The sequence below is a fragment of the Streptomyces purpurascens genome (assembly GCF_045040895.1).
Lineage (GTDB): Bacteria > Actinomycetota > Actinomycetes > Streptomycetales > Streptomycetaceae > Streptomyces > Streptomyces purpurascens.
Window position 1 is genome coordinate 253,341 of record NZ_CP108341.1, and the last position, 22,120, is coordinate 275,460.

Annotated in this window: 20 protein-coding genes; 12 read left to right on the top strand and 8 right to left on the bottom strand. The window is 70.8% G+C overall.

Annotated features, from left to right (window positions below):
• Nucleotides 1–14: 14 nt before the first annotated feature.
• On the top strand, nucleotides 15–950 hold the full coding sequence (gene hemC / locus OHU35_RS01215) for a hydroxymethylbilane synthase (protein WP_189729870.1): 936 nt from the start codon (nucleotides 15–17) through the stop codon (nucleotides 948–950).
• A 24-nt stretch (nucleotides 951–974) separates the two neighbouring features.
• Here the strand turns inward: hemC and OHU35_RS01220 are convergent, their stop codons facing one another.
• From OHU35_RS01220 to OHU35_RS01235, 4 genes are all read right to left on the bottom strand, one after another.
• Nucleotides 975–1,496: a hypothetical protein gene (locus OHU35_RS01220; RefSeq protein WP_189729872.1), complete on the bottom strand. Its 522-nt coding sequence runs from the start codon at nucleotides 1,494–1,496 to the stop codon at nucleotides 975–977.
• 191 nt (nucleotides 1,497–1,687) lie between these two features.
• Nucleotides 1,688–2,548, bottom strand: coding sequence for an ABC transporter permease (locus tag OHU35_RS01225; RefSeq protein ID WP_405504222.1), 861 nt, complete (start codon nucleotides 2,546–2,548; stop codon nucleotides 1,688–1,690).
• On the bottom strand, nucleotides 2,508–3,365 hold the full coding sequence (locus OHU35_RS01230) for an ABC transporter ATP-binding protein (protein ID WP_405504224.1): 858 nt from the start codon (nucleotides 3,363–3,365) through the stop codon (nucleotides 2,508–2,510). The genes OHU35_RS01225 and OHU35_RS01230 overlap by 41 nt, the downstream gene beginning before the upstream one ends.
• Nucleotides 3,362–3,817 carry a MarR family winged helix-turn-helix transcriptional regulator gene (locus tag OHU35_RS01235; RefSeq protein WP_405504226.1) on the bottom strand — a complete coding sequence of 152 codons (456 nt, stop codon included), beginning with the start codon at nucleotides 3,815–3,817 and terminating at the stop codon, nucleotides 3,362–3,364. The genes OHU35_RS01230 and OHU35_RS01235 overlap by 4 nt, the downstream gene beginning before the upstream one ends.
• A gap of 307 nt (nucleotides 3,818–4,124) precedes the next feature.
• Between OHU35_RS01235 and OHU35_RS01240 the strand changes: the two genes are divergently transcribed.
• Nucleotides 4,125–4,916 carry an RNA polymerase sigma factor SigF gene (locus OHU35_RS01240; RefSeq protein ID WP_189729879.1) on the top strand — a complete coding sequence of 264 codons (792 nt, stop codon included), beginning with the start codon at nucleotides 4,125–4,127 and terminating at the stop codon, nucleotides 4,914–4,916.
• Nucleotides 4,917–4,935: 19 nt separating this feature from the next.
• Here the strand turns inward: OHU35_RS01240 and OHU35_RS01245 are convergent, their stop codons facing one another.
• Nucleotides 4,936–5,262, bottom strand: coding sequence for an ANTAR domain-containing protein (locus OHU35_RS01245; protein WP_189729881.1), 327 nt, complete (start codon nucleotides 5,260–5,262; stop codon nucleotides 4,936–4,938).
• Between the two features lie 251 nt (nucleotides 5,263–5,513).
• Here OHU35_RS01245 and OHU35_RS01250 point away from each other — a divergent pair, with 251 nt between their 5' ends.
• Nucleotides 5,514–6,317 (top strand): VOC family protein, encoded by an 804-nt coding sequence (locus OHU35_RS01250; protein WP_405504228.1) that lies wholly within the window; start codon nucleotides 5,514–5,516, stop codon nucleotides 6,315–6,317.
• A 6-nt stretch (nucleotides 6,318–6,323) separates the two neighbouring features.
• On the opposite strand, the gene glgX is transcribed toward OHU35_RS01250, so the two are convergent.
• Both glgX and OHU35_RS01260 read right to left on the bottom strand, forming a co-directional pair.
• Nucleotides 6,324–8,468 carry a glycogen debranching protein GlgX gene (glgX, locus tag OHU35_RS01255; protein WP_189729885.1) on the bottom strand — a complete coding sequence of 715 codons (2,145 nt, stop codon included), beginning with the start codon at nucleotides 8,466–8,468 and terminating at the stop codon, nucleotides 6,324–6,326.
• The gene (locus OHU35_RS01260) at nucleotides 8,465–8,977 is read right to left on the bottom strand and encodes a pep a2 (protein ID WP_189729887.1); all 513 of its coding nucleotides are present in this window, start codon (nucleotides 8,975–8,977) and stop codon (nucleotides 8,465–8,467) included. Before OHU35_RS01260 ends, glgX begins: the two co-directional genes overlap by 4 nt.
• Nucleotides 8,978–9,337: 360 nt before the next feature.
• On the opposite strand from OHU35_RS01260, the gene OHU35_RS01265 reads away from it, so the two are divergent.
• From OHU35_RS01265 to OHU35_RS01300, 8 genes are all read left to right on the top strand, one after another.
• Nucleotides 9,338–9,661 (top strand): DUF5133 domain-containing protein, encoded by a 324-nt coding sequence (locus OHU35_RS01265; RefSeq protein ID WP_189729889.1) that lies wholly within the window; start codon nucleotides 9,338–9,340, stop codon nucleotides 9,659–9,661.
• Nucleotides 9,662–9,736: 75 nt separating this feature from the next.
• On the top strand, nucleotides 9,737–11,734 hold the full coding sequence (locus OHU35_RS01270; RefSeq protein ID WP_405504231.1) for an alpha-1,4-glucan--maltose-1-phosphate maltosyltransferase: 1,998 nt from the start codon (nucleotides 9,737–9,739) through the stop codon (nucleotides 11,732–11,734).
• On the top strand, nucleotides 11,731–13,449 hold the full coding sequence (treS, locus tag OHU35_RS01275; RefSeq protein WP_359894406.1) for a maltose alpha-D-glucosyltransferase: 1,719 nt from the start codon (nucleotides 11,731–11,733) through the stop codon (nucleotides 13,447–13,449). Before OHU35_RS01270 ends, treS begins: the two co-directional genes overlap by 4 nt.
• 28 nt (nucleotides 13,450–13,477) lie before the next feature.
• The gene (locus OHU35_RS01280; protein ID WP_189725441.1) at nucleotides 13,478–14,848 is read left to right on the top strand and encodes a maltokinase N-terminal cap-like domain-containing protein; all 1,371 of its coding nucleotides are present in this window, start codon (nucleotides 13,478–13,480) and stop codon (nucleotides 14,846–14,848) included.
• A 3-nt stretch (nucleotides 14,849–14,851) separates the two neighbouring features.
• Nucleotides 14,852–17,059: a 1,4-alpha-glucan branching enzyme gene (glgB, locus tag OHU35_RS01285; RefSeq protein WP_405504233.1), complete on the top strand. Its 2,208-nt coding sequence runs from the start codon at nucleotides 14,852–14,854 to the stop codon at nucleotides 17,057–17,059.
• A 112-nt stretch (nucleotides 17,060–17,171) separates the two neighbouring features.
• Nucleotides 17,172–18,260 (top strand): glutamate--cysteine ligase, encoded by a 1,089-nt coding sequence (locus tag OHU35_RS01290; protein ID WP_405504234.1) that lies wholly within the window; start codon nucleotides 17,172–17,174, stop codon nucleotides 18,258–18,260.
• Nucleotides 18,261–18,430: 170 nt separating this feature from the next.
• Complete coding sequence (locus tag OHU35_RS01295; protein ID WP_189725438.1) at nucleotides 18,431–20,329, top strand: long-chain fatty acid--CoA ligase; 1,899 nt, start codon at nucleotides 18,431–18,433, stop codon at nucleotides 20,327–20,329.
• A 114-nt stretch (nucleotides 20,330–20,443) separates the two neighbouring features.
• The gene (locus OHU35_RS01300; RefSeq protein WP_189725437.1) at nucleotides 20,444–20,878 is read left to right on the top strand and encodes an ATP-binding protein; all 435 of its coding nucleotides are present in this window, start codon (nucleotides 20,444–20,446) and stop codon (nucleotides 20,876–20,878) included.
• Between the two features lie 37 nt (nucleotides 20,879–20,915).
• Here OHU35_RS01300 and OHU35_RS01305 read toward each other — a convergent pair whose 3' ends face one another.
• Complete coding sequence (locus OHU35_RS01305) at nucleotides 20,916–21,287, bottom strand: PRC-barrel domain containing protein (RefSeq protein ID WP_359894411.1); 372 nt, start codon at nucleotides 21,285–21,287, stop codon at nucleotides 20,916–20,918.
• Nucleotides 21,288–21,630: 343 nt separating this feature from the next.
• Here OHU35_RS01305 and OHU35_RS01310 point away from each other — a divergent pair, with 343 nt between their 5' ends.
• Nucleotides 21,631–22,032 (top strand): STAS domain-containing protein, encoded by a 402-nt coding sequence (locus OHU35_RS01310; protein ID WP_189725435.1) that lies wholly within the window; start codon nucleotides 21,631–21,633, stop codon nucleotides 22,030–22,032.
• Nucleotides 22,033–22,120: the final 88 nt, after the last annotated feature.

Sequence of the window (22,120 nt, forward strand, 5' to 3'; positions counted from 1 at the left end):
TCTATCGTGTCCGCATGTCCGTCCCCGAACTGATCCGTATCGTCTCCCGCGACTCGCCCATGGCGCTCGCCCAAGTGGAGCGTGTCCGGGCCGAGTTGGCCGCCGCCCACCCCGGAGTGCGCACCGAGGTCGTGCCGGTGAAGACCACCGGTGACAAGTGGATGGGCGATCTGTCCCAGGTCGAGGGCAAGGGCGCGTTCACGAAGGAGGTCGACGCGGCGCTGCTGGCCGGGGAGGCCGATCTCGCCGTGCACTGCGTGAAGGACGTGCCCGCCGACCGGCCGCTCCCCGCGGGCACGGTGTTCGCCGCGTTCCTCAAGCGGGACGACATCCGGGACGCCCTGATCCATCCCGGCGGGCTCACCCTCGACGAGCTGCCGGCCGGGACGCGGATCGGCACCTCCTCGGTGCGCCGGGTCGCCCAACTGGCCGCCACGCATCCGCACCTGGAGTGCGTGCCGTTCCGCGGCAACGCCAACCGGCGCCTGGCGAAGCTCGCCGCCGGAGAGGCCGACGCGCTGCTGCTCGCGGTGTCCGGCCTGGAGCGCATCGGCCGCGAGGACGTGATCAGCGAGATCCTGTCCACCGAGGCGATGATGCCGCCCATCGGCGCGGGCGTGCTGGCGCTCCAGTGCCGCGAGGGCGACGCCGACCTCATCGACGCGGTGAGCGGTCTCGGCGACCCGGACACCTACCGGGAGACGGCCGCCGAGCGCATGTTCCTGCACGTACTGCAGGGGCACTGCAACAGCCCGATCGCCGGGTTCGCGCGGGTGGACCGCAGTGGTGAACTGTCCCTGCGGGCCTGTGTGTTCACCCCGGACGGCAAGACGCGGCTGAACGCCCACGAGTGGGCGGGCCGGCTCGACCCGGCCACGCTCGGCACCTCGGTCGCCGTGGCCCTGCTGCGTCAGGGCGCACGCGAGATCATCGACGGCATCCCGCACTGACCGGCCGGATGCCCTGACGCCGGATCAGGCGGTGCCTTCCTCCGCCTGGTCCCGCAGGAAGACGCTCACCTGGTGGGCGAGACTGTCCCGCACCGCGCCCTGCTGGGTCCCCGCGGGGCCCTCGTGCACGCCGATGCCGCCCGACCACAGCCGGCGGTCCGTCCACTCCTCCTCGACGCGCAGCTGGACCTGGACGTCCACGAGGCTCAGGGACGCCTCGGTGCCGGCCGCGTACAGCACGGCGGTGGCCCGGCGCAGCGGATAGACGTCGAAGCCCTCGATGAACTGCGAGTTGCGCCAGTCGAGGAAGGCACTCTCCCCCTCCGGGCCGATCCGTACGTCGATCTGGCCGTCCTCAAGGTGGACGCCGAGGTGCCGACGGCCGCGGTTCTCGACCGTCACGCGGAGACAGAAGTACGTCAGCCCGTCGGCGGCGTCGTCGCGGCCGCGGGGCGGCTCGGCCGGTTCCAGACGGTGGACGCGGACCCGCAGACCGGCATGCTCGTCGTACTCCTGCCAGTCCCCGACCACGTTCGGCTCGTACACGGTGCCCCTCTCGACCTCTGGAAGCTGCTTCCTATCTGTGGTCTCAGCGCACTGTCAAATGAGCAGAATGCGCTGTGGCCAGGCAGTTCACCCCATTTGATCGGCGATCAAGCCGTGCCCAGCGGCTATCCGGAAACAGTCGGAGAAAGCGGTTGCCGAGGCGTGCCGCACATCACTTTCCCGAGTGAAGATCAACGGGCCAGCCGACCGAGCAGGGCCGAGGCCGCGGTGACGCCGAGCGCGGCGGCCACGAGCAGCACCGCGAAATCGGCCGCCAGATGGTGGGGTGTGCCGAGGAGGAGTCCGCGCAGGGCGTCCACCTCATAGCTGAGCGGGTTGGCCTTGCTGACGGCCTGGAGCCAGCCCGGCATCACGGACACCGGGTACAGGGCGTTGGAGCCGAAGAACAGCGGCATGGTGATCGCCTGCCCGAAGCCCATGAGGCGGTCGCGGTTCAGGACGATGCCGGCGATGGTCATCGACAGGCAGGAGAAGAAGGCCGAGCCGAGGACGACGATCGCCGCGACCGCGAGCAGCTTGAGCGGGTTCCAGGTCAGCGCCACGCCGAGCAGGGCCGCGATGAGGAGCACGACGACCGCCTGGACCAGCGACTTCACGCCCGCCGCGAAGGCCTTGCCGGTGATCAGCGCCGATCGCGGAGTCGGGGTGACGAGGAGCTTGTTGAGGATTCCGGCGTCGCGCTCCCAGATGATCTGGATGCCGTAGAAGATGGCGATGAACATCGCGGACTGGGCGATGATGCCGGGCGCCAGGTAGTCGACGTAGGGGATGCCGCCGGTGGGGATCGCCCTGATCCGGGTGAAGGTCTGACCGAAGATCAGCAGCCAGAGGGCGGGCTGGACCGCGCGGGTGTACAGCTCGGTGCGGTCGTGGCGCAGCTTCTGCAGTTCGACCGCGCACATCGCGCCGACGCGGGCGGGCAGCAGCAGCCGGCCCGAGCGGGGCCGTGGAGGCTTCAGCAGCAGTGCGATGGCGTCGTCACGGACGGGGTCAGCCGACGCGGCGGGCGGTGCGGCGGGTGCTTCGGACATCGCGGAAATCTCCTGCCTCGTCGTCGAGACCGCTGCCTGCCACGTCACGGAAGACGTCCTCCAGCGTGGGCAGCGCGTCCGGGACCGTGCCCGCGGCGCGGCGGCGGGCGCCGAGCCCTTCCCTGAGCTCGGCCGGGGTGCCGAGGGCCCGGATCCGGCCGCGGTGCATCAGGGCGACCCGGTCGCAGTACTGGTCGGCCTCGTCCATGTAGTGGGTGGTCACCAGCACGGTCATGCCGGTGGCGGCGCGGACGGCGCCGATGTGCTCCCACACGCCGGTGCGGGCGATCGGGTCGAGGCCGATCGTGGGCTCGTCGAGGATCAGCAGGCGCGGGGCGCTGACCAGGGCTTGGGCGAGTTCGAGCCGGCGGACCATGCCGCCGGAGTACGTGCCGACCAGCCGGTCGGCGGCGTCGGCGAGGCCGACCGCCGTCAGCGCCTGGCCCACGCGTTCGGCGCGTTCCCGGCGCGGCACGTCGAAGACGCGGGCGAACAGGGCGACGTTCTCCCGCCCGGTGAGACCGGCGTCCGCGGACAGTTGCTGCGGTACGTAGCCGAGCATGCGGCGCACGGCCATGCGGTCTCCGGCGGTGTCGTGGCCGAAGACGCGGACCATGCCGGCGGGCACCGGCAGCAGGGTGGTGATGCAGCGGATGGCCGTGGTCTTGCCGGCGCCGTTGGGGCCGAGCAGCCCGAAGACCTCGCCCTGCCGGACCGTGAGGTCGAGCCCGTCCACGGCGTTGGTGTGGCCGAAGGCGTAGGCGAGCCCGGTGCAGGTGACGGCGTCGGCCTCGGGTGGGGCGGTGTCCCGGGTCATGACTCCTCGGCCTCCTCGTGCAGGGTGTCGGCCAGCTTGCGCAGGGCCGGGATCGCCGTGTGCAGCGCCTGGCGGTCCGTCTCGTCGAGACGGGACACATGGCGTCGTACGAGGGCGGCGCGGCGTCGACGCCACTCGTCGAGCCGTGTCCGTGCGGCGGGCGTGGGCAGCAGCAGGGCGGCCCGCCGGTCGGCCGGGTCGGTCTCGCGGACCAGATAGCCCGCCGCTGCCAGCTGATTGACCAGGGTCGACACCGAGTTGGCCGCCAGGCCGAGGTCCTTGGCGGCGTCGGAGATGCCGATCCCGGTCCGTGTCACGACCAGCCGCAGTAGCTCCGCCTCGGCGCCGCGCAGCCGCGGGTCGGGCATCTCCCGCCGCAGGCGCCGCCTGATCAGCCGCTGGACCCCGACGAGCGCGTCGGCCAGCTCTTCGGGGAAGGTCTCCGGCTCCATGCGGCCGAGATTAGCTCTGTAGCAGAGCTAAGCGGCCCAAGGAGCAGTCAAGGGAGGTCAAGAGAGACCAAGGGAGGTCAAGAGACGCACACGGAACGGCGGTGCACCCCGGAACGCCCGAGGTACCGAATGGGCGTATTGTCTGAATTGTTTCGTAATCTTCCCGCCCGGGAATGGGCTGTGAAGTGCTTCGGACAGGAGGCACGTCCGTGGGAGCCGCCCGGGCCCCCGGTGCCTGCCGTGAGGTCCGAGTCCGCGCTTCCCACGGTGTCTGTCCCTTCGGCACCTGCTCAGGGAGGTGCGCATCATGCGTATCGCCGGCAGCACCAGAACGCACCCCCACGACGACGCCCCCGACACCGCCGCGGCGTTCGAACGTCTGGCGCGGCTGTCCGAGGGGCCCGACCGCAAGGCCCTGCGCGACGAGCTGGTCGAGGCCTGGCTGCCCATGGCCGAGCGGATCGCCGTCCGTTTCCGCGGCCGGGGCGAGGCCCTGGAGGACCTGTACCAGGTGGCCGCCCTCGGTCTCGTCAAGGCCGTCGACCACTACGACCCGGCGCGCGGCAACGCCTTCGAGGCCTACGCCGTACCGACGGTCACCGGCGAGATCAAGCGCCACTTCCGTGACCACATGTGGACGCTGCACGTGCCCCGCCGGGTCCAGGACCTGCGCAACCGGGTGCGGCACGCCGCCAAGGAGCTGTCGCAGACCACCCCCGGCCGCTCCCCCACGGTCGCCGAGATCGCCGAGTACGCCCACCTCACCGAGGGCGAGGTGCGTACCGGCATGGAGGCCCTGGAGTGCTTCTCCGCACTGTCGCTGGAGGCGGAGATGCCGGGGACGGACGGCTACGCCCTCGGGGACGCGCTCGGCGGGCCGGACCCGGCCTTCGACACCGTGGTCAACCGGGTGGCCGTCAGGCCCTGTCTTGAAGCGCTGCCGGAGCGCGAGCGGATCATCCTCTACCTGCGGTTCTTCAAGGGCATGACGCAGAGCCGCATCGCCGAGCAGCTCGGCATATCGCAGATGCACGTCTCCCGGCTGCTCAGCAGCTGCTTCGCCCATCTGCGTGAGGAGCTGCTGACCGAGACCGGGTGAGCGACTCGGGCTGCCGGGGTCACGCCTCCGGCGATGGCGGTGTTCCCGGGATCTGCGTCGGTCCGGCGCGGTCGAGGGCGTCTTCCAGTGCGGCCCGGATCTCCTGGGGCATCATGCCGGTGCGCCCCCAGACGAGGATCAGTTCCGCGACGTTGCGCAGCTTGATGTTGGTGTGCTGGGAGACCTCCTTCAGCACCGCCCACCCCTGGTCGGGCGAGACCCGGCCGAGCGCCACGACCATCCCGATCGCCTGGTCCACGACGGCGTGGGAGACGACCGCCTCCTTCAGCTGCTGGATCTCCTCCTGCAGCTCGAAGATCCGCTCCGAGCCCCCGTCCGTGGGCATGGTCACCTCCGGATCCGGTGCGCCGCTGTCCGAGTGGCCTCACAGGGTGCTTGAGTGCCTTGACGCAGTGTCCGACCCATCCATCGTCGTCACTCGGCCCGCCCGGTGCCACCGGGGCGGACCAGGCCGGTTCACGACACCGTTTGCGCGTCGCCGCCGGGGTACTCGGCAGGCGCCCACAGCGGTTCCGGTCGGACACTGGGTGCAATCCTCCGGTGGCTGCCAGGCCGACGAGATCAGGACGCGACACCATGAACCACGACACGCCCACCCCCTCCGGCACGAAGGACGTCGTCTCATCACACTCCGTGGTCGGCGCGCCCTGCTGGGTGAGCCTGACCAGCCGGGACGTCAAGGCGACGGAGGAGTTCTACAGTGCCGTGCTGGGCTGGCAGTGGCGGCCGGCCAAGCTGGGCGACCGCCACCGGATCGCGCTGGCGGACGGCTCGCCGGTGGCCGGGATCGCGGGGGTGGCGACCATGTGGCAGATGGCGGTGGCGTGGACGCCGTACTTCGCCGTGCGCAGCGCGGACGAGGCGGTGGCGCGGGTGCAGGAACGCATGGGCACGGTCGCGGTCGGGCCGATCTCCCTGCCGCCGGGGCGGGCGGCGCTGCTGGCGGACCGGGACGGGGCGACCTTCGGGATCTGGGAGGGCGACCTGTTCACCGACTGGGAGACCTGGCGCAACGCGCAGCCGGTCTTCATCACGCTCCACACGCGTGACGCCTTCGACGCGGCCATCTTCTACGGCGAGATCCTCGACTGGGCGACACAGCGTCCTGGCTGCTGCGAGGTGCACTACGAGGGCGGGGAGGTCGTGCTGCGCAGCCGTGGTGACGTGGTGGCACGGATCGAGTCGGGGGCGCTGGAGGCGGCCCCGGACCCCGCGATCCGGCCGCACTGGCAGGTCCACTTCACCGTCGACGACGTGGAGGCCTGCGCCCGGACCGCGGAGCTGCACGGCGGCAGCGTGCTGTCGAAGAGCGGCGACGAGGCCGTGCTGCGCGACCACGACGGAGCCCAGTTCACGATCACGTCGCGCCGCGGCCGCTGACCCTGTTCAGCCCGTCTTCCGGGACGGCCGGGACAGCAGGACCAGGCTGCGTGCCCCGACGGTGAGGCCCGTGCTCGCCTTGTGCTCCGCCTCGTCCGGGATGCCCTCCGGGTCAGCGGTGTCGATCAGCGCCGACCAGCGGTCGCCGTAGGCGGCGTCCGGCAGGCGGAAGTCCACCGGCTCCCAGTGGCTGTTGGTCAGCAGCAGGAAGGAGTCGTCGACGACGGGCCGGCCGCGAGGGTCGGGTTCGGCGATGGCGTCGCCGTTGAGGAAGACGCCGACCGAGTGCGCGTCGCCGCGCTGCCAGTCGTCGTCGGTCATCTCCCGGGCGTCGGGCGCCAGCCACACCAGGTCGGGCAGTGGCTGGTCCGCGCGGGTCAGGGTCTCGCCCAGGAAGAAACGGCGCCGGCGCAGCACGGGATGCCCGGTGCGCAGCCGGATGACGTACCGGGTGAACTCCAGCAGGTCGCGCTGCTCCTCGGTGAGCCGCCAGTCGATCCAGGAGATCTCGTTGTCCTGGCAGTAGGCGTTGTTGTTGCCGCGCTGGGTGCGCCCGAGTTCGTCGCCGTGGGAGAGCATCGGGATGCCCTGGGACAGCAGCAGCGTGGCGAGGAAGTTGCGCTGCAGGCGGGTGCGCAGTTCCCGTACGGCCGGGTCGCGGGTGGCGCCCTCGGCGCCGCAGTTCCAGGACCGGTTGGTGTTCTCGCCGTCCTGGTTGTCCTCGCCGTTGGCCTCGTTGTGCTTGTCGTTGTAGGACACGAGGTCGCGCAGGGTGAAACCGTCGTGCGCGGTGACGAAGTTGACGCTGGCGCGGGGCCGGCGCCTGCTGTGCGCGTACAGGTCGGAGGAGCCGGTCAGCCGGGAGGCGAACTCTCCGAGCGTATGGTCCTCGCCGCGCCAGAAGTCACGGACGGCGTCGCGGTACATGCCGTTCCACTCCGACCACAGCGGCGGGAAGTTGCCCACCTGGTAGCCGCCCTCGCCGACGTCCCACGGCTCGGCGATCAGCTTGACGCGGCTGATCACCGGGTCCTGCTGGATGAGGTCGAAGAACGCCGACAGCCGGTCCACCTCGTGGAACTGCCGGGCCAGCGTGGCCGCGAGGTCGAAGCGGAAGCCGTCGACATGCATCTCGGTGACCCAGTACCGCAGCGAGTCCATGATCAGCTGAAGCACGTAGGGGTGGCGCATCAGCAGGCTGTTGCCGGTGCCGGTGGTGTCGTAGTAGTGCTCCCAGTCGCCGTCGACCAGGCGGTAGTACGAGCAGTTGTCGATGCCGCGGAAGGACAGGGTGGGGCCCTTCTCGTTGCCCTCGGCGGTGTGGTTGTAGACCACGTCGAGGATCACTTCGAGCCCGGCCGCGTGCAGGGTCTTCACCATCGACTTGAACTCGGCGACCTGCTGGCCGCGGGTGCCGTGCGCGGCGTAGGCGTTGTGCGGGGCGAAGAAGCCGATCGTGTTGTAGCCCCAGTAGTTGGCCAGGCCGCGGCCCTGGAGCACGCCGTCCTGGACGAACTGGTGGACCGGCATCAGCTCCACGGCCGTGACGCCGAGCGAGGTGAGGTGCTCGACGGCCGCTGGGTGCGCCAGTCCGGCGTAGGTGCCGCGGAGTTCGGCGGGCACCCCGGGGTGCGTGCGGGTGAAGCCCTTGACGTGGGTCTCGTAGATCACCGTGTCGGCGTAGGCACGGCTGGGCGGGCGGTCGTCGCCCCAGTCGAAGGCCGGGTCGGTCACCACGCCGAGCATGGTGTGCCCGGCGCTGTCGGCCGGGTCGGGGCCGTCCGGGTTCCGCTCGTGGAGCGAGGGGTGGTTGTCGATCTGCCCGTCCACCGCGCGGGCGTACGGGTCGAGGAGCAGCTTCGCCGGGTTGCAGCGGTGGCCGGCGGCCGGGGCCCACGGGCCGTGCACGCGGTAGCCGTAGCGCGTGCCCGGGCCGACGCCGGGGAGGTAGCCGTGCCACACGAAGCCGTCGACCTCGGCCAGCGGCACCCGGGTGTGGGTGCCGTCGTCGTCGACGAGGACCAGCTCGACGCGTTCGGCGACCTCGCTGAAGAGGGCGAAGTTGGTGCCCGCCCCGTCGTAGGACGCGCCCAGCGGGTAGGGGCGCCCGCTCCAGGCGGACGCCCCTTTCCGGTTCTGCCGACGGGTCACCGAGCCTCCTCCAGGACCTCGTCCGGCAAGCCGGCCGGGCCGGCCAGCTGTGCGACGCGCACCTCGCGGGGCACGTCGAGGCCCTCGCTCACACGCGGGGCGGGCGCGGTCGGCACCAGCGGGACGCGTTCGCCGGCGCGGGCCCGCTGCGAGAACCAGATGACCTTGCTGCCGGTCTCGGTGGCGCAGCAGCCCCAGCCGTCGCTCATCGCCGCGAGGTGCTCCAGGCAGCCTCGCAGTTCCTGGTCGGGGCGCAGGGCACGGTCGTTGTCCCCGATGGCGGTGATCAGGTGCTGCCCGTTCCACCACATCTCGATCGAGGTGTTCTTGTCCGTGGCGTGTTCGTCGATGGCCTCGAGCAGCATCTCGGCACCGCCGCAGACGGGCTGGATCAGGTTGTCCAGGTCCCAGAACTTCAGGTGAGCGGCCAGAATGCGGCTGACCTGTCCCACCCGTTCCGGGCTGACTTCCACGTCGAGGTGGTAGTAGCAGGGCACTGCGGTCTTCATCGGTCGGCTCCTCACCGCGAGGCTCAGCTCCTCCTCGCTCCCGCAGTCCTGCGGGACGAGCCCCGAGCACGGAACGTGAGCGTGTATCGCTTCTGAGTCACCCTCAGGGTGAGGGGGCTAGCCCGTTCGTGCAACACGAGCACACGGCCGAGGCGGCCGGGCCCGCGACCGGGCGCACCTCGACGGCCTGAACGACTCACCCGGACGCGCCACTGATTGAAGATCCAACAAGACGTTGTGTTGTCATACGTGCACCATGTGTGACAGACCTCGATCGCCGTGACGGCTGTGTGTCGCTGTGCGGCCGCCGTCCGACCGTCGAAAGACCGTGCCCCTCGAGCCCGAAAGGTGATCGGCGCCATGCTGCTACCCGCCAAAGCCGAAGTCGCCCGGCAGTTGCGGCGTTACCGGGCCTGGGAACGCGTGATGCTCGCGGCACCCAACGACCGCACGGTGCGGACCACGTTCGAGGACTCCGGCTACACGCTCTGCGTGCTGATGGGCAAGCGCTGCGCGCGGGAGGCGGCGGACGCGGCCGAGCGGTACCTGCGCACGAACCAGATCACCTATCTGCAGGAACAGCAGGTCACCTGTCGGCAGGAACAGAACGAACGACCCCGTCCGGCCACCGCGGTGCGACGAAGACCACCGGCGGCGGAGCGGCGGTACCCAGCGGGAAGGTAACGGCCTTCCCGCACATCTGTCCCCATTGAACCGGGCCCTGAGGGCCCGGTTCCGAGCACGGTGGAGGTGAGGACCATGAGTAGGACCCGGGCCATCGGCCGTATCCCGGTACGGGATGTCCGCCCGGCCGTGGAGAGCGGCAACCGGCCGGCGAAGGCGGTCGTGGGAGAGACGTTCGAGGTCACCGCCACCGTGTTCCGGGAGGGGCACGACGCGGTGGCCGCCAATGTCGTGCTCAAGGACCCCGAGGGCCGCCCCGGGCCGTGGACGCCGATGCGGGAGCTGGCCCCCGGCAGCGACCGCTGGGGCGCCGAGGTCACCGCAGACGCGGTCGGCCGCTGGTCGTACCGGGTGCAGGCCTGGAGCGATCCGGTGGCCACCTGGCGCCGGGCGGCGGGCATCAAGGTGCCGGCCGGCATCGATCCGGGCCTGGTCCTGGAGGAGGGCGCCGACCTCTACGAGCGAGCGGCGGCGGGCGTGCCGAAGAACGACGGCCGCGGCGTGCTGCTGGGCGCGGCGAAGACGTTGCGCGACGACTCACTGCCTCCTTCGGCCCGGCTCGCGGGGGCGTTGACGCCGGAGGTGGACGACGTGCTGGCCCGGCATCCGCTGCGGGACCTGGTCACCACCTCCGAGCCCTTGCCCCTGCTGGTGGAGCGGGAGCGGGCCCTGTACGGCTCCTGGTACGAGTTCTTCCCCCGCTCCGAGGGCACCTCCGAGCAGCCGCACGGCACCTTCCGCACCGCCGCGCGCCGCCTGCCGGCCATCGCCGCGATGGGCTTCGACGTCGTCTACCTGCCCCCGATCCACCCGATCGGCACGACCTTCCGCAAGGGGAAGAACAACACCCTCTCCCCCGGCCCCGACGACGTCGGCGTGCCCTGGGCCATCGGCTCCCCCGAGGGCGGCCACGACGCCGTCCACCCCGCCCTGGGCACCCTGGAGGACTTCACCTGGTTCGTCGACCAGGCCCGCGAGCTGGGGCTCGAGGTGGCGCTGGACTTCGCGCTGCAGTGCTCCCCGGACCACCCCTGGGTGCAGAAACACCCCGAGTGGTTCCACCACCGCCCCGACGGCACCATCGCCTACGCCGAGAACCCGCCGAAGAAGTACCAGGACATCTACCCCATCGCCTTCGACGCCGACATGGACGGTCTCATCGCCGAAACCGTGCGCGTACTGCGGCACTGGATGGACAGCGGCGTGCGGATCTTCCGGGTGGACAACCCGCACACCAAGCCCGTGGTCTTCTGGGAACGGGTCATCGCGGACATCAACCGCACCGACCCGGACGTGATCTTCCTGGCCGAGGCGTTCACCCGCCCGGCGATGATGGCGACCCTGGCCCAGATCGGCTTCCAGCAGTCCTACACGTACTTCACCTGGCGCAACACCAAGCAGGAGCTGACCGACTACCTCACGGAACTCTCCGGTGAGGCGGCCAGCTACATGCGCCCGAACTTCTTCGCCAACACCCCCGACATCCTGCACGCCTACCTGCAGCAGGGCGGCCGCCCCGCCTTCGAGGTCAGGGCCGTCCTCGCCGCGACGCTCTCGCCGACCTGGGGCATCTACTCCGGCTACGAGCTGTGCGAGAACACCCCGCTCAGGGAAGGCAGCGAGGAGTACCTCCACTCGGAGAAGTACCAGCTCACACGCCGTGACTGGGACGCCGCCGAGCGCGAGGGACGCACCATCACCCCGCTGCTGACCAGGCTCAACACCATCCGCCGGGAACACCCGGCACTGCGCCGGCTCAGGAATCTCCGCTTCCACCACACCGACAACGACGCCCTCATCGCGTACAGCAAGCGCACGGGAAACGACGTCGTCCTGGTGGTCGCCAACCTCGACCCGTACCACGCCCAGGAGGCGACGGTCTCGTTGGACATGCCGCAACTCGGCCTGGACTGGCACGAGTCGGTGCCGGTGCGCGATGAGCTCACCGGCGAGACCTACCACTGGAGCAGGAACAACTACGTGCGTCTCGAGCCGGGGCGGGCTCCCGCGCACGTCTTCCTCGTCCTGTCACCGCCCGCCGCGCAAGCGATCGGAGGGGCAGGAACCTCATGACCGTGAACGAGCCCGTGCTGGACACCTTCGAGGACACTCCCGTCAGAGACCGGGACCCGGAGTGGTTCAAGCGCGCCGTCTTCTACGAGGTGCTCGTCCGCTCGTTCCAGGACAGCAACGGCGACGGTGTCGGCGACCTGAAGGGCCTGACCGCCAAGCTCGACTACCTCCAGTGGCTCGGCGTCGACTGCCTGTGGCTGCCGCCGTTCTTCAAGTCGCCCCTGCGCGACGGCGGCTACGACGTCTCCGACTACACGGCCGTGCTCCCGGAGTTCGGCGACCTCGCCGACTTCGTGGAGTTCGTCGACGCCGCCCACCAGCGCGGCATGCGCGTGATCATCGACTTCGTCATGAACCACACCAGCGACGAGCACGCGTGGTTCCAGGAGTCGCGGAAGGACCCCGACGGGCCCTACGGCGACTACTACGTGTGGGCCGACGACGACAAGGGCTATCCGGACGCCCGGATCATCTTCGTCGACACGGAGACGTCGAACTGGACCTTCGACCCGGTGCGTGGCCAGTACTTCTTCCACCGCTTCTTCTCGCACCAGCCCGACCTCAACTACGAGAACCCGCGCGTCCAGGAGGAGATCCTGGCCGCGCTGAAGTTCTGGCTGGACCTGGGCATCGACGGTTTCCGGCTGGACGCGGTGCCGTACCTGTACGCGGCCGAGGACACCAACTGCGAGAACCTGCCCGCCACCCACGCGTTCCTCAAGCGCGTCCGCAAGGAGATCGACGCGCAGTACCCGGACACCGTGCTGCTCGCCGAGGCCAACCAGTGGCCCGAGGACGTCGTCGACTACTTCGGCGACTTCGCGAAGGGCGGCGACGAGTGCCACATGGCCTTCCACTTCCCGGTCATGCCGCGCATCTTCATGGCCGTACGCCGCGAGTCGCGCTACCCGGTCTCGGAAATCCTGGCCAAGACCCCGGCCATCCCCTCGAACTGCCAGTGGGGCATCTTCCTGCGCAACCACGACGAGCTGACCCTGGAGATGGTCACCGACGAAGAGCGCGACTACATGTGGGCCGAGTACGCCAAGGACCCCCGCATGCGCGCCAACATCGGCATCCGCAGGCGCCTCGCCCCCCTGCTGGACAACGACCGTCACTCGATCGAACTGTTCACCGCTCTTCTCCTGGCCCTCCCCGGCTCGCCGATCCTCTACTACGGCGACGAGATCGGCATGGGCGACAACATCTGGCTCGGCGACCGGGACGCCGTCCGGACCCCCATGCAGTGGACGCCCGACCGCAACGCCGGCTTCTCCACCTGCGACCCGGGCCGCCTCTTCCTGCCGGCGATCATGGACCCGGTCTACGGCCACCAGGTGACCAACGTCGAGGCCTCCATGTCCTCACCGTCGTCGCTGCTGCACTGGACCCACCGCATGATCGAGATCCGCAAGCAGAACCCCGCCTTCGGACTCGGCACGTACACCGAGCTGCCCTCCTCCAACCCCGCGGTACTGGCGTTCCTCAGGGAGTACGAGGACGACCTGGTGCTGTGCGTGAACAACTTCGCCCGGTTCGCGCAGCCCACCGAACTCGATCTGCGCGAGTTCGCCGGGCGCCATCCGGTGGAGCTGTTCGGCGGGGTTCGTTTCCCGGCCATCGGCGAGCTGCCGTATCTGCTGACCCTCGGGGGTCACGGCTTCTACTGGTTCCGGCTCACCCGAGTCGCATCCCGCATCGGACGGCGACTGTGAGCACGCGCCGGGACAAGGAGGCGTGACCATGCCGAAGACCGCATCCCTCCGCCCGAGCCGTACGCGCCCGGCCGAGCCCATGGAGTCGCTCGGCGGGCTGTTGCGCGACTGGCTGCCCCGCCAGCGCTGGTTCGCGGGCAAGGACCGCCCCGTCACGGAGCTCGGCCTGCTGTCGATGACCGAGCTGTTCCCGGGCTGTCTGCACCTGCTGGTCCATGCCGGGCATGCCGGGCACACGGGTGTGCCGTCTCCCGGCGGTGCTCCCCCGGCCGGCGACTGCTACCAGCTCCTGCTGGGCGTACGGGAACACCCGTCACCGCGCCTCGGCCGGGCGCTCATCGGGCGGGTGCAGGACGGGCCGCTGGCCGGCCTGACGGTCTACGACGCGCTGCATGATCCCCGTTCGGCCCAGCTGCTCCTGGACCGGCTGCGGCAGCCCGGCACCACCGGCCCGCTGCGCTTCGACTGCGACCCGGACCAGCAGGTGCCCGCCGGACTGGTGCCGCGGCTGCTCGACGCCGAGCAGTCCAACTCCTCGCTGGTGTACGGCGACGAGTACATCCTGAAGATCTTCCGGCGCATCCAGCCAGGTGTGAACCCGGACCTGGAGGTGCCGGGGGCGCTGGCCCGCCAGGGCTGCCACCGCGTCCCCGCACCCGTGGCCTGGTTCCAGACGAACCATCCCTTCAAGGCCACGCTCGGTGTGCTCCAGCCGTATCTGCGGGACGCCTCCGACGGCTGGACGCTGGCGCTGCACGCCCTGGCCGCCGGGGACGACTTCACGGTCCAGGCCCGGGCGCTCGGCGCGGCCACGGCGGATGTGCACCTCGCGCTGGCCTCGGCCTTCCCGGTCGGCGCGCCCGGGGAGAACGGGCGTACGGCGACGGCGATGACCGAGCGGCTGGACGCCGCCGCGCACTGTGTGCCCGCGCTCCAGCCGTTCGTGCCGGGCCTGCGGACCGCGTTCGCCGCCCTCACCACCTGCGACGCCGGGCCGCCCGCCCAGCGCATCCACGGCGACCTGCACCTGGGCCAGGTGCTGCGGGCCGGGCGTGAGTGGTTCGTCATCGACTTCGAGGGCGAGCCGTCCCGGCCGCTCTCCGAACGGCGCAGCGCCCACTCCCCCGTGCGGGACATCGCCGGGATGCTGCGCTCCTTCGACTACGCCGCCCGGCAGCGCCGCCCCTGGCGCCCGGAGTGGGCGCGGCGCTGCCGCGAGGCCTACTGCGCGGGCTATGCCGCCCGGGCCGGCTGGGACCCGCGCAAGAAGCACGGACTGCTCCGGGCCTATGAGACGGACCGGGCCGTGTACGAGGTGCTGTACGAGGCACGGCACCGCCCCGACTGGCTGCCTGTACCGATGGCGGCGATCGAGCGCCTCGCTGTGAGAGGAGACTGAGCCGTGGCCCTGCGAGACACCTCAATCCCGGAGCCGTCAGGCCCGGTCCCGAGCGCGACCGCGCCCGCCCTGAGCCCGGAGGACCGCGGGCGCCTGCTGGCGGGCGCCCACCACGATCCGCACGCGCTGCTCGGCGCCCACCAGGTCCCCGGCGGGATCGTGTTCCGGGCGCTGCGCCCCTTCGCCCGCTCCGTGAGCGTCGTGACCGGCGGGAAGCGCACGGCCCTCGTCTCGGAGGGCGACGGCCTCTTCTCGGGCGTACTGCCGCTGGAGGCGATCCCCGAGTACACGCTGCACGTGGCGTACGACGGCAGTGAGCAGGACGTGCACGACCCGTACCGCTTCCTGCCCGCGCTCGGCGAGCTCGATCTGCACCTCATCCGCGAGGGCCGGCACGAGCAGCTGTGGCAGGCGCTCGGCGCACAGCCCATGACCCACGAGGGCGTGACCGGCACCCGGTTCACGGTGTGGGCGCCGAACGCGCAGGGCGTGCGGGTCGCCGCCGACTTCACCCACTGGGACGGGACGCAGTTCCCGATGCGGTCCCTGGGCGCGTCCGGGGTGTGGGAGCTGTTCCTGCCGGGCGTCGGCGAGGGCACCGCGTACAAGTTCGAGATCCACTCCCGGTACGGGCACCGCTTCCTCAAGGCGGACCCGATGGCCCGCCGTGCCGAGGAGCCGCCGAACACGGCGTCGATCGTGACGGCCTCGCACTACGAGTGGGCCGACGCCGAGTGGATGACGCACCGCGCCGACACGCCGGTGCACGAGGCGCCCATGTCGGTGTACGAGGTGCATCTGCCGTCCTGGCGCCCGGGGCTGACCTACCGGCAGCTCGCCGAGGAGCTGCCCGCGTACGTCAAGGACCTCGGCTTCACGCACCTCGAGCTGATGCCGGTCGCCGAGCACCCCTTCCACGGCTCGTGGGGCTACCAGGTCACCGGCTTCTACGCGCCGACCGCGCGGCTGGGTTCTCCGGACGACTTCCGGTTCTTCGTCGACGCCTGCCACCGCGCCGGCATCGGCGTGATCATGGACTGGGTGCCGGCGCACTTCCCGAAGGACGACTGGGCGCTGGCCCGGTTCGACGGGGACCCGCTGTACGAGCCCGGGGACGGGCGGCGTGCCGAGCACCCGGACTGGGGCACGTACGAGTTCGACTTCGGCCGCACCGAGGTGCGCAACTTCCTCGTGGCGAACGCGGTGTACTGGTGCGAGGAGTTCCACATCGACGGGCTGCGGGTGGACGCGGTCGCCTCGATGCTCTACCTCGACTACTCGCGCGAGGACGGCCAGTGGGAGCCCAACGCCTACGGCGGCCGGGAGGACCTGGCGGCCATGGCGTTCCTGCAGGAGATGAACGCGACCGTGTACCGGCGTGCTCCCGGCGTGGTCACCATCGCGGAGGAGTCCACCGCCTGGGGCGGCGTGACCCGGCCGACCGACACCGGCGGGCTCGGTTTCGGGCTGAAGTGGAACATGGGCTGGATGCACGACTCGCTGGAGTACCTGAGCCACGAGCCGGTGCACCGCAAGTACCACCACCACGAGATGACCTTCTCGATGGTGTACGCGTACAGCGAGAACTACGTCCTGCCGATCTCCCACGACGAGGTCGTGCACGGCAAGCAGGCGCTGGTGTCGAAGGCGCCGGGCGACTGGTGGCAGCGGCGCGCCACCACCCGCGCCTACCTCGGCTTCATGTGGGGCCACCCCGGCAAACAGCTGCTGTTCATGGGGCAGGAGTTCGCGCAGGGGGCCGAGTGGTCGGTGGAGCACGGGCCGGAGTGGTGGCTGCTCGACGACGGCTACCACTCGGCGGGTGACCACCGGGGTGTGCGCGATCTGGTCCGTGACCTGAACACGGCGTACCAGGCGACGCCGGCGCTGTGGCAGTGCGACACCCGGCCGGAGGGCTTCCGGTGGGTGGCGGTGGATTCAGCCGACGACAACGTCTTCGCGTTCCTGCGGTACGACGCCGAGGGCGACCCGCTGCTGGCGGTGTCGAACTTCTCCCCCGTCGCCCGGCACGACTACGGCCTCTGGGTCCCGGACGACGTCGTCGCCTGGCAGGAGACCCTCAACACCGACGACGCGCGCTACGGCGGAAGCGGCGTCACCAACCCGGATCCGGCCAAACCGGAGGACGGCTGTGTCCGGATCACACTGCCGCCGCTGGCCACCGTGTGGCTGAGGCCGTTCGCTCCGTGAAGTCCCGCGGGCGCACCAGGTGTCCGACCCGCCGGTGAGGGGCACTGGGGGTCGTACCAACGGGAGAACCCGGTGGTACGAGGCGGCAGGGTCGCGGAAGGGCGGGCATCAGGTGCGCACCGTCGGAGTGGAGGAGGAGCTCCTCCTGGTCGATCCGGAGACCGGCGAGCCGCGGGCGCTGTCGGCGGCGGTGCTCGCCCATGCCGCGCGGGACGACGCGGATCAGGACGTTTTCGAGAAGGAACTCCACGAGCAGATGCTGGAGTTCGCCACCCATCCGCAGTCGTCCATGGAGAGCCTGCGCGCCGAGATCGTCCGCTGCCGCAAGGAGGCCGCCCGGCACGCCGGGGAGATCGGCTGCACCGTCGCGGCGCTCGCCACCTCCCCGCTGCCCGTCAGCCCCGCCGTCAGCGTCAACCAGCGGTACCAGTGGATGGCGGAGCAGTACGGCATCGCCACCCGGGAGCAGCTCGTCATGGGCTGCCATGTGCACGTGGCCGTGGAGTCCGACGAGGAGGGCGTCGCGGTCGTCGACCGGGTGCGGCCCTGGCTGCAGGTGCTGCTGGCGCTCAGCGCGAACTCGCCGTTCTGGCAGGGCCACGACTCGGGGTACAGCAGCTATCGCAGCCGGGTGTGGCAGCGCTGGCCGTCGGCCGGTCCGACCGAGATCTTCGGCTCGGCCGAGCGGTACCACCGTCTGATCGCGGACATGGTGGCCACCGGCTCCATCCTCGACGACGGGATGGTCTACTTCGACGCGCGGCTGTCCCGGCAGTATCCGACGGTCGAGGTCCGGGTCTCGGACGTCTGTCTGCACTCCGGCACCGCCGTGCTGGTGGCCACCCTCGTCCGCGGGCTGGTCGAGACCGCCGCGCGTGAGTGGCGGGCCGGCCGGGAGCCCCTCGACCACAGCGTCAGCCTGCTGCGGCTGGCCCACTGGCAGGCCGCGCGGTCCGGTCTGACGGGCGAGCTGCTGCACCCCGCGACCATGCGGCGCATGCCCGCCGAGGCAATCGTCCGTGCCCTGCTGGACCATGTCAGCCAGGCCCTCGCGGACACCGGTGACCTCCAGCGGGCCCGGGCCGCCTGCGAGGAACTGCTGCGGCAGGGCAACGGCGCACAGGTGCAGCGTGCGCTGATGGAGCGCACGGGCAGCCTGCGGGACGTCGTCACCGAGTGCGTGCGCCACACCCAGGCGTGAGGCGTCCCGCCTCTCCTGCGTCCCGCCCCTTCTTCGATCACACCGAGATCATCAGCGGTGTCACTTCCGTATTTCCCGACCCCGAAGGGTCTCGACTCGACTACATTCGAGCACCGCCGATGACGGTACCCGTCGGCAATGTCACACCCCGTACACGTCAGGAGCAGTGCATGCGCGAAACGGCCCTCGCTCCACCGGCCTACTCGCCCCTGACCGGCGGCCTCGCCGACAGCGTCTTCGAGACGGCGGACCGCGAACCCACCCGGCCGATGCTCGCCCGCCGCACCGACCCCGCCTCCGCCGTCTGGGAGGAGGTGACGGCGATCGAGCTGCGCGACGAGGTGGTGGACGTGGCCAAGGGTTTGATCGCGTCCGGGATCGCGCCGGGCCACCGCGTGGCGATCATGGCGCGCACCCGGTACGAGTGGACGGTCCTGTGCTACGCCCTGTGGGCCGTGGGCGCCGAGGTCGTTCCGGTCTACCCGTCGTCGTCGCGCGACCAGGTGGAGTGGATCCTGCGGGACTCCGGCTGTGTGGCCGTGGTGGTGGAGGACGAGCAGGGCGTGATGACCGTCGGCTCGGTGTGCGCGGCGCTGCCGCTGCTGAGCCACGTCTGGCAGCTGGACGCGGGAGCGCTGGAGGAGCTGGCGGTGCGCGGGGAGTCCGTGGCGCTCGCCACGGTCGACTCGATGCGCCGCATCGTCCTGCCGGACTCCACGGCCGTCATCGCCTACACCTCCGGCACGACCGGCCACGCCCTGGGCTGCGCCCTCAGCCATCGCAATCTGGCCGGGCCCTGCGACACGCTGCTGGCCGGATGGGGGCAGACGGCGGCACCGCGCGGGGAGCAGGGCTCCGTGCTGGCGTTCCTGCCCTTCTCCCATGTGTACGGGCTCATGATCCAGGGCCTGTGCGTGCGCGGCGGCCTGCTGATGGGGCACCAGGCCGAGCTCGGCGGTGAGGCGCTGTTCTCGGCGCTGCGCTCCTTCCGGCCCACGTACTTCTACGCGGTCCCGTCGGTCTTCGAGAAGATCTACAAGAACTTCCTGCGCACGGCGCAGCAGGGAGGGCACGGCGGGCTGTTCGAGCGGGCCGCCGAGACGGCGCGGGACTTCGCCGCAGCCCTCGAACGCCAGCGGCTGGGCCGGGGCCGCGGACCCGGTTTCGACCTGCGGCTCCAGCACGCCCTCTACGACCGCACGGTGTACCGCAGGCTGCGGGCCGCGCTGGGCGGCCGGGTGCGGCGGGCGACATCCGGCGGCTCTCCCCTCAGCCGCGACCTGTCCCTCTTCTACGAGGGCATCGGCATCTATGTGAACGACGGCTACGGCCTGACGGAGACCAGCGGCGGGGTGACGATGCAGCCGCTGGGCCGGGAGAAGTCCGGGACCGTCGGGCAGGCGCTGCCGGGCACGGAGATCCAGGTCGCCGACGACGGGGAGATCCTGGTGCGCGGCCCGTCGGTGTTCCAGGGGTACGTGGGTGACGACGCCGGCACCCGGGCCGCGCTGCGCGGCGGCTGGCTGGCCACCGGTGACCTCGGGCGACTGGACTCGGAGGGCTATCTGACGATCACCGGCCGCAAGAAGGACATCATCATCACGACCAGCGGCAAGAGCGTCGCCCCGGCTTCCCTGGAGCAGCGGCTGCGGATGAATCCGCTCATCCATCAGGCGGTGGTGGTGGGCGACAACCGGCCCTGTGTCGGTGCCCTGATCACGCTGGATCCGGAGTTTCTGGCGCACTGGCGGGCGGCGCTGGCGCTGCAGGGCGAGATGCGGGAGGCGCGGGAGGAGAACGCGCTGCGGGAGGAGGTCGCGCGGGCCGTGGCCGCGGCCAACAGTGCCGTGTCGCGGTCGGAGTCGATCCGGGTGTTCCGGGTGCTTCCGGAGCCGTTCGACGTGACCAACGGCCTGCTGACGCCGTCGATGAAGCTGCGCCGGGACGAGATCGTGCGGCACTACGCGGCCGAGATCGACGCGATGTACGAGACGCGCAGACGTCCCGGGCGGCCGAGCACCACGGAGGATCCGTCGCACTGGGACGACTCGGACAACGTGTTCCGTTGAACGCGGACCGGACGCGTAGTCCGCGCTCGCACGGGAACACGACAGTGGCGACGCAAGAGAGAGGACGACAGCCCTGACGACAGCCCTTGCTGACGACCGGGCCGGAAAGGCGATATGTCAACCGAGCCGCGTGGGGACGAAGCACTGACCTCCGAGGACATCCCGAGCCGCACGAACAGCTTCGTGGGCGAGCCGCACGACGTGACCGGTGCGCGGCTGGCCGCGGAGGGTTTCCTGCGGGACTTGGCGCGATCCTCCCCGCCCTCTGCCCCCGAGTACTGGGACGACATCCTGCTGGTGGTGACGGAACTGGCCGCCAACGCGGTCCAGTACGCCCCGGGTCCGTTCGCGCTGCGGATGCGCCGGACCTTCGACGGTGTGCACGTCGTGCTGCACGACACCAGCAGCACGGAGCCCGCCCCGCGCCCCTTCGATCCGCGCAGCGGTGGCGGCGGCATCGGCTGGCACCTGATCCACACCTTGTGCGACCAGGTCAGCGTGGTGGCCGACGAGCGCGGCAAGGACGTGCACGTGTTCCTGCCCTGGTGAGCCGGAGCGTCACGGGCGCGGAGCGCCCGTGACCGGCTCAGACCGAGGCCGTCTCGCGTGGCGGCAGCCGGTCGTAGTAGTCGCCCACGGCCGTCAGGTACTCCCGGTCCCTGGTCTCGCTGTCCGTCTGGAAGCGGGGAGCCTCCTTCGCGTCTCCCCTGGTGCAGGCCAGTGTGATCTTCCGGGCCTGTGTGTCGATGCCGATGACGACTCCGGCCGGCACCAGCACGCTGCGGCCGAACACCCAGACTCCGGTGTCGACGACCAGGTGCCGCATGCCGTGCGGGGCGGCCTCGCGGTCCATGTGCCCGATCGTGCCGTCGGTCGCGGCGACGGTGAACCCGGTCAGGTCCTGCCCCTCGACGTGACCGCTGTCCGGCGCGTACGACCAGATTCTGTCGATGGCCACGCTGCTCCATCCTCCCTCGCGGTGTGCGGATCGCGGATCCCCCGGCGGACTCTTCCGCCCACCCGGCTCCACAGCAGCAATTACCCTCCTGCCGCAAGCGCATTCGGCGCACACCCCTGCCACCGTACGACGCGGGGCGGCAGGTCTCGGAGAGGTTCGGGTCAGGGGGAATGGGGTGCGGTTTCCGGGGTAATCGCGGGGGCGCGGTGAAAACGGAGCCCGGTAGCGAAAGGAGGCACATGAGACACGGCATTCGAGCCCGCCCCACGACCGGCATCGCCCCGCACCGCGGTCACCCCTGAGAGGTGACCAGCCCAGGCCGTAGCACTTGTTGGAGGTATCCGTGCCCCTCGCCCAGAACCCGCTGTCCGTGGAAGTCGAGCTGCCCCGGGAGGACGTGGCCCTGATCACGGTCGACGGCTACCTGGACGTCGACACCGCGACCGAGTTCCAGGCCCATCTGGCCAACCAACTCCACCACGGCCGACGGCACTTCCTGCTCGACCTGTCGTCCGTCCCCTTCATGGACTCGTCGGGGATGAACATCATCCTCCGCGTGTACCAGGAGACCCGCAAGACCGCCGGCAGCGTGCACGTCATCAGCCCCACGCCCGCCGTACGACGCATCCTCGACCTGACGGGCGTCAGCATCACGGTGCCGATATCGGAGAGCGTGGACGAGGCCCTGGCCCGTGCCGACGAAGTGCCGGACACCCCCGAGGAGCCGGGGGAAGCGGGCGCCTGACCACCCGGTACCCTCGCTCCGCCGTGCGCGCGCGTCGGCCGCCGGCGGCGGCCGACCGCCGTTCCCCTGAACCGGATCGCTCGCGCCG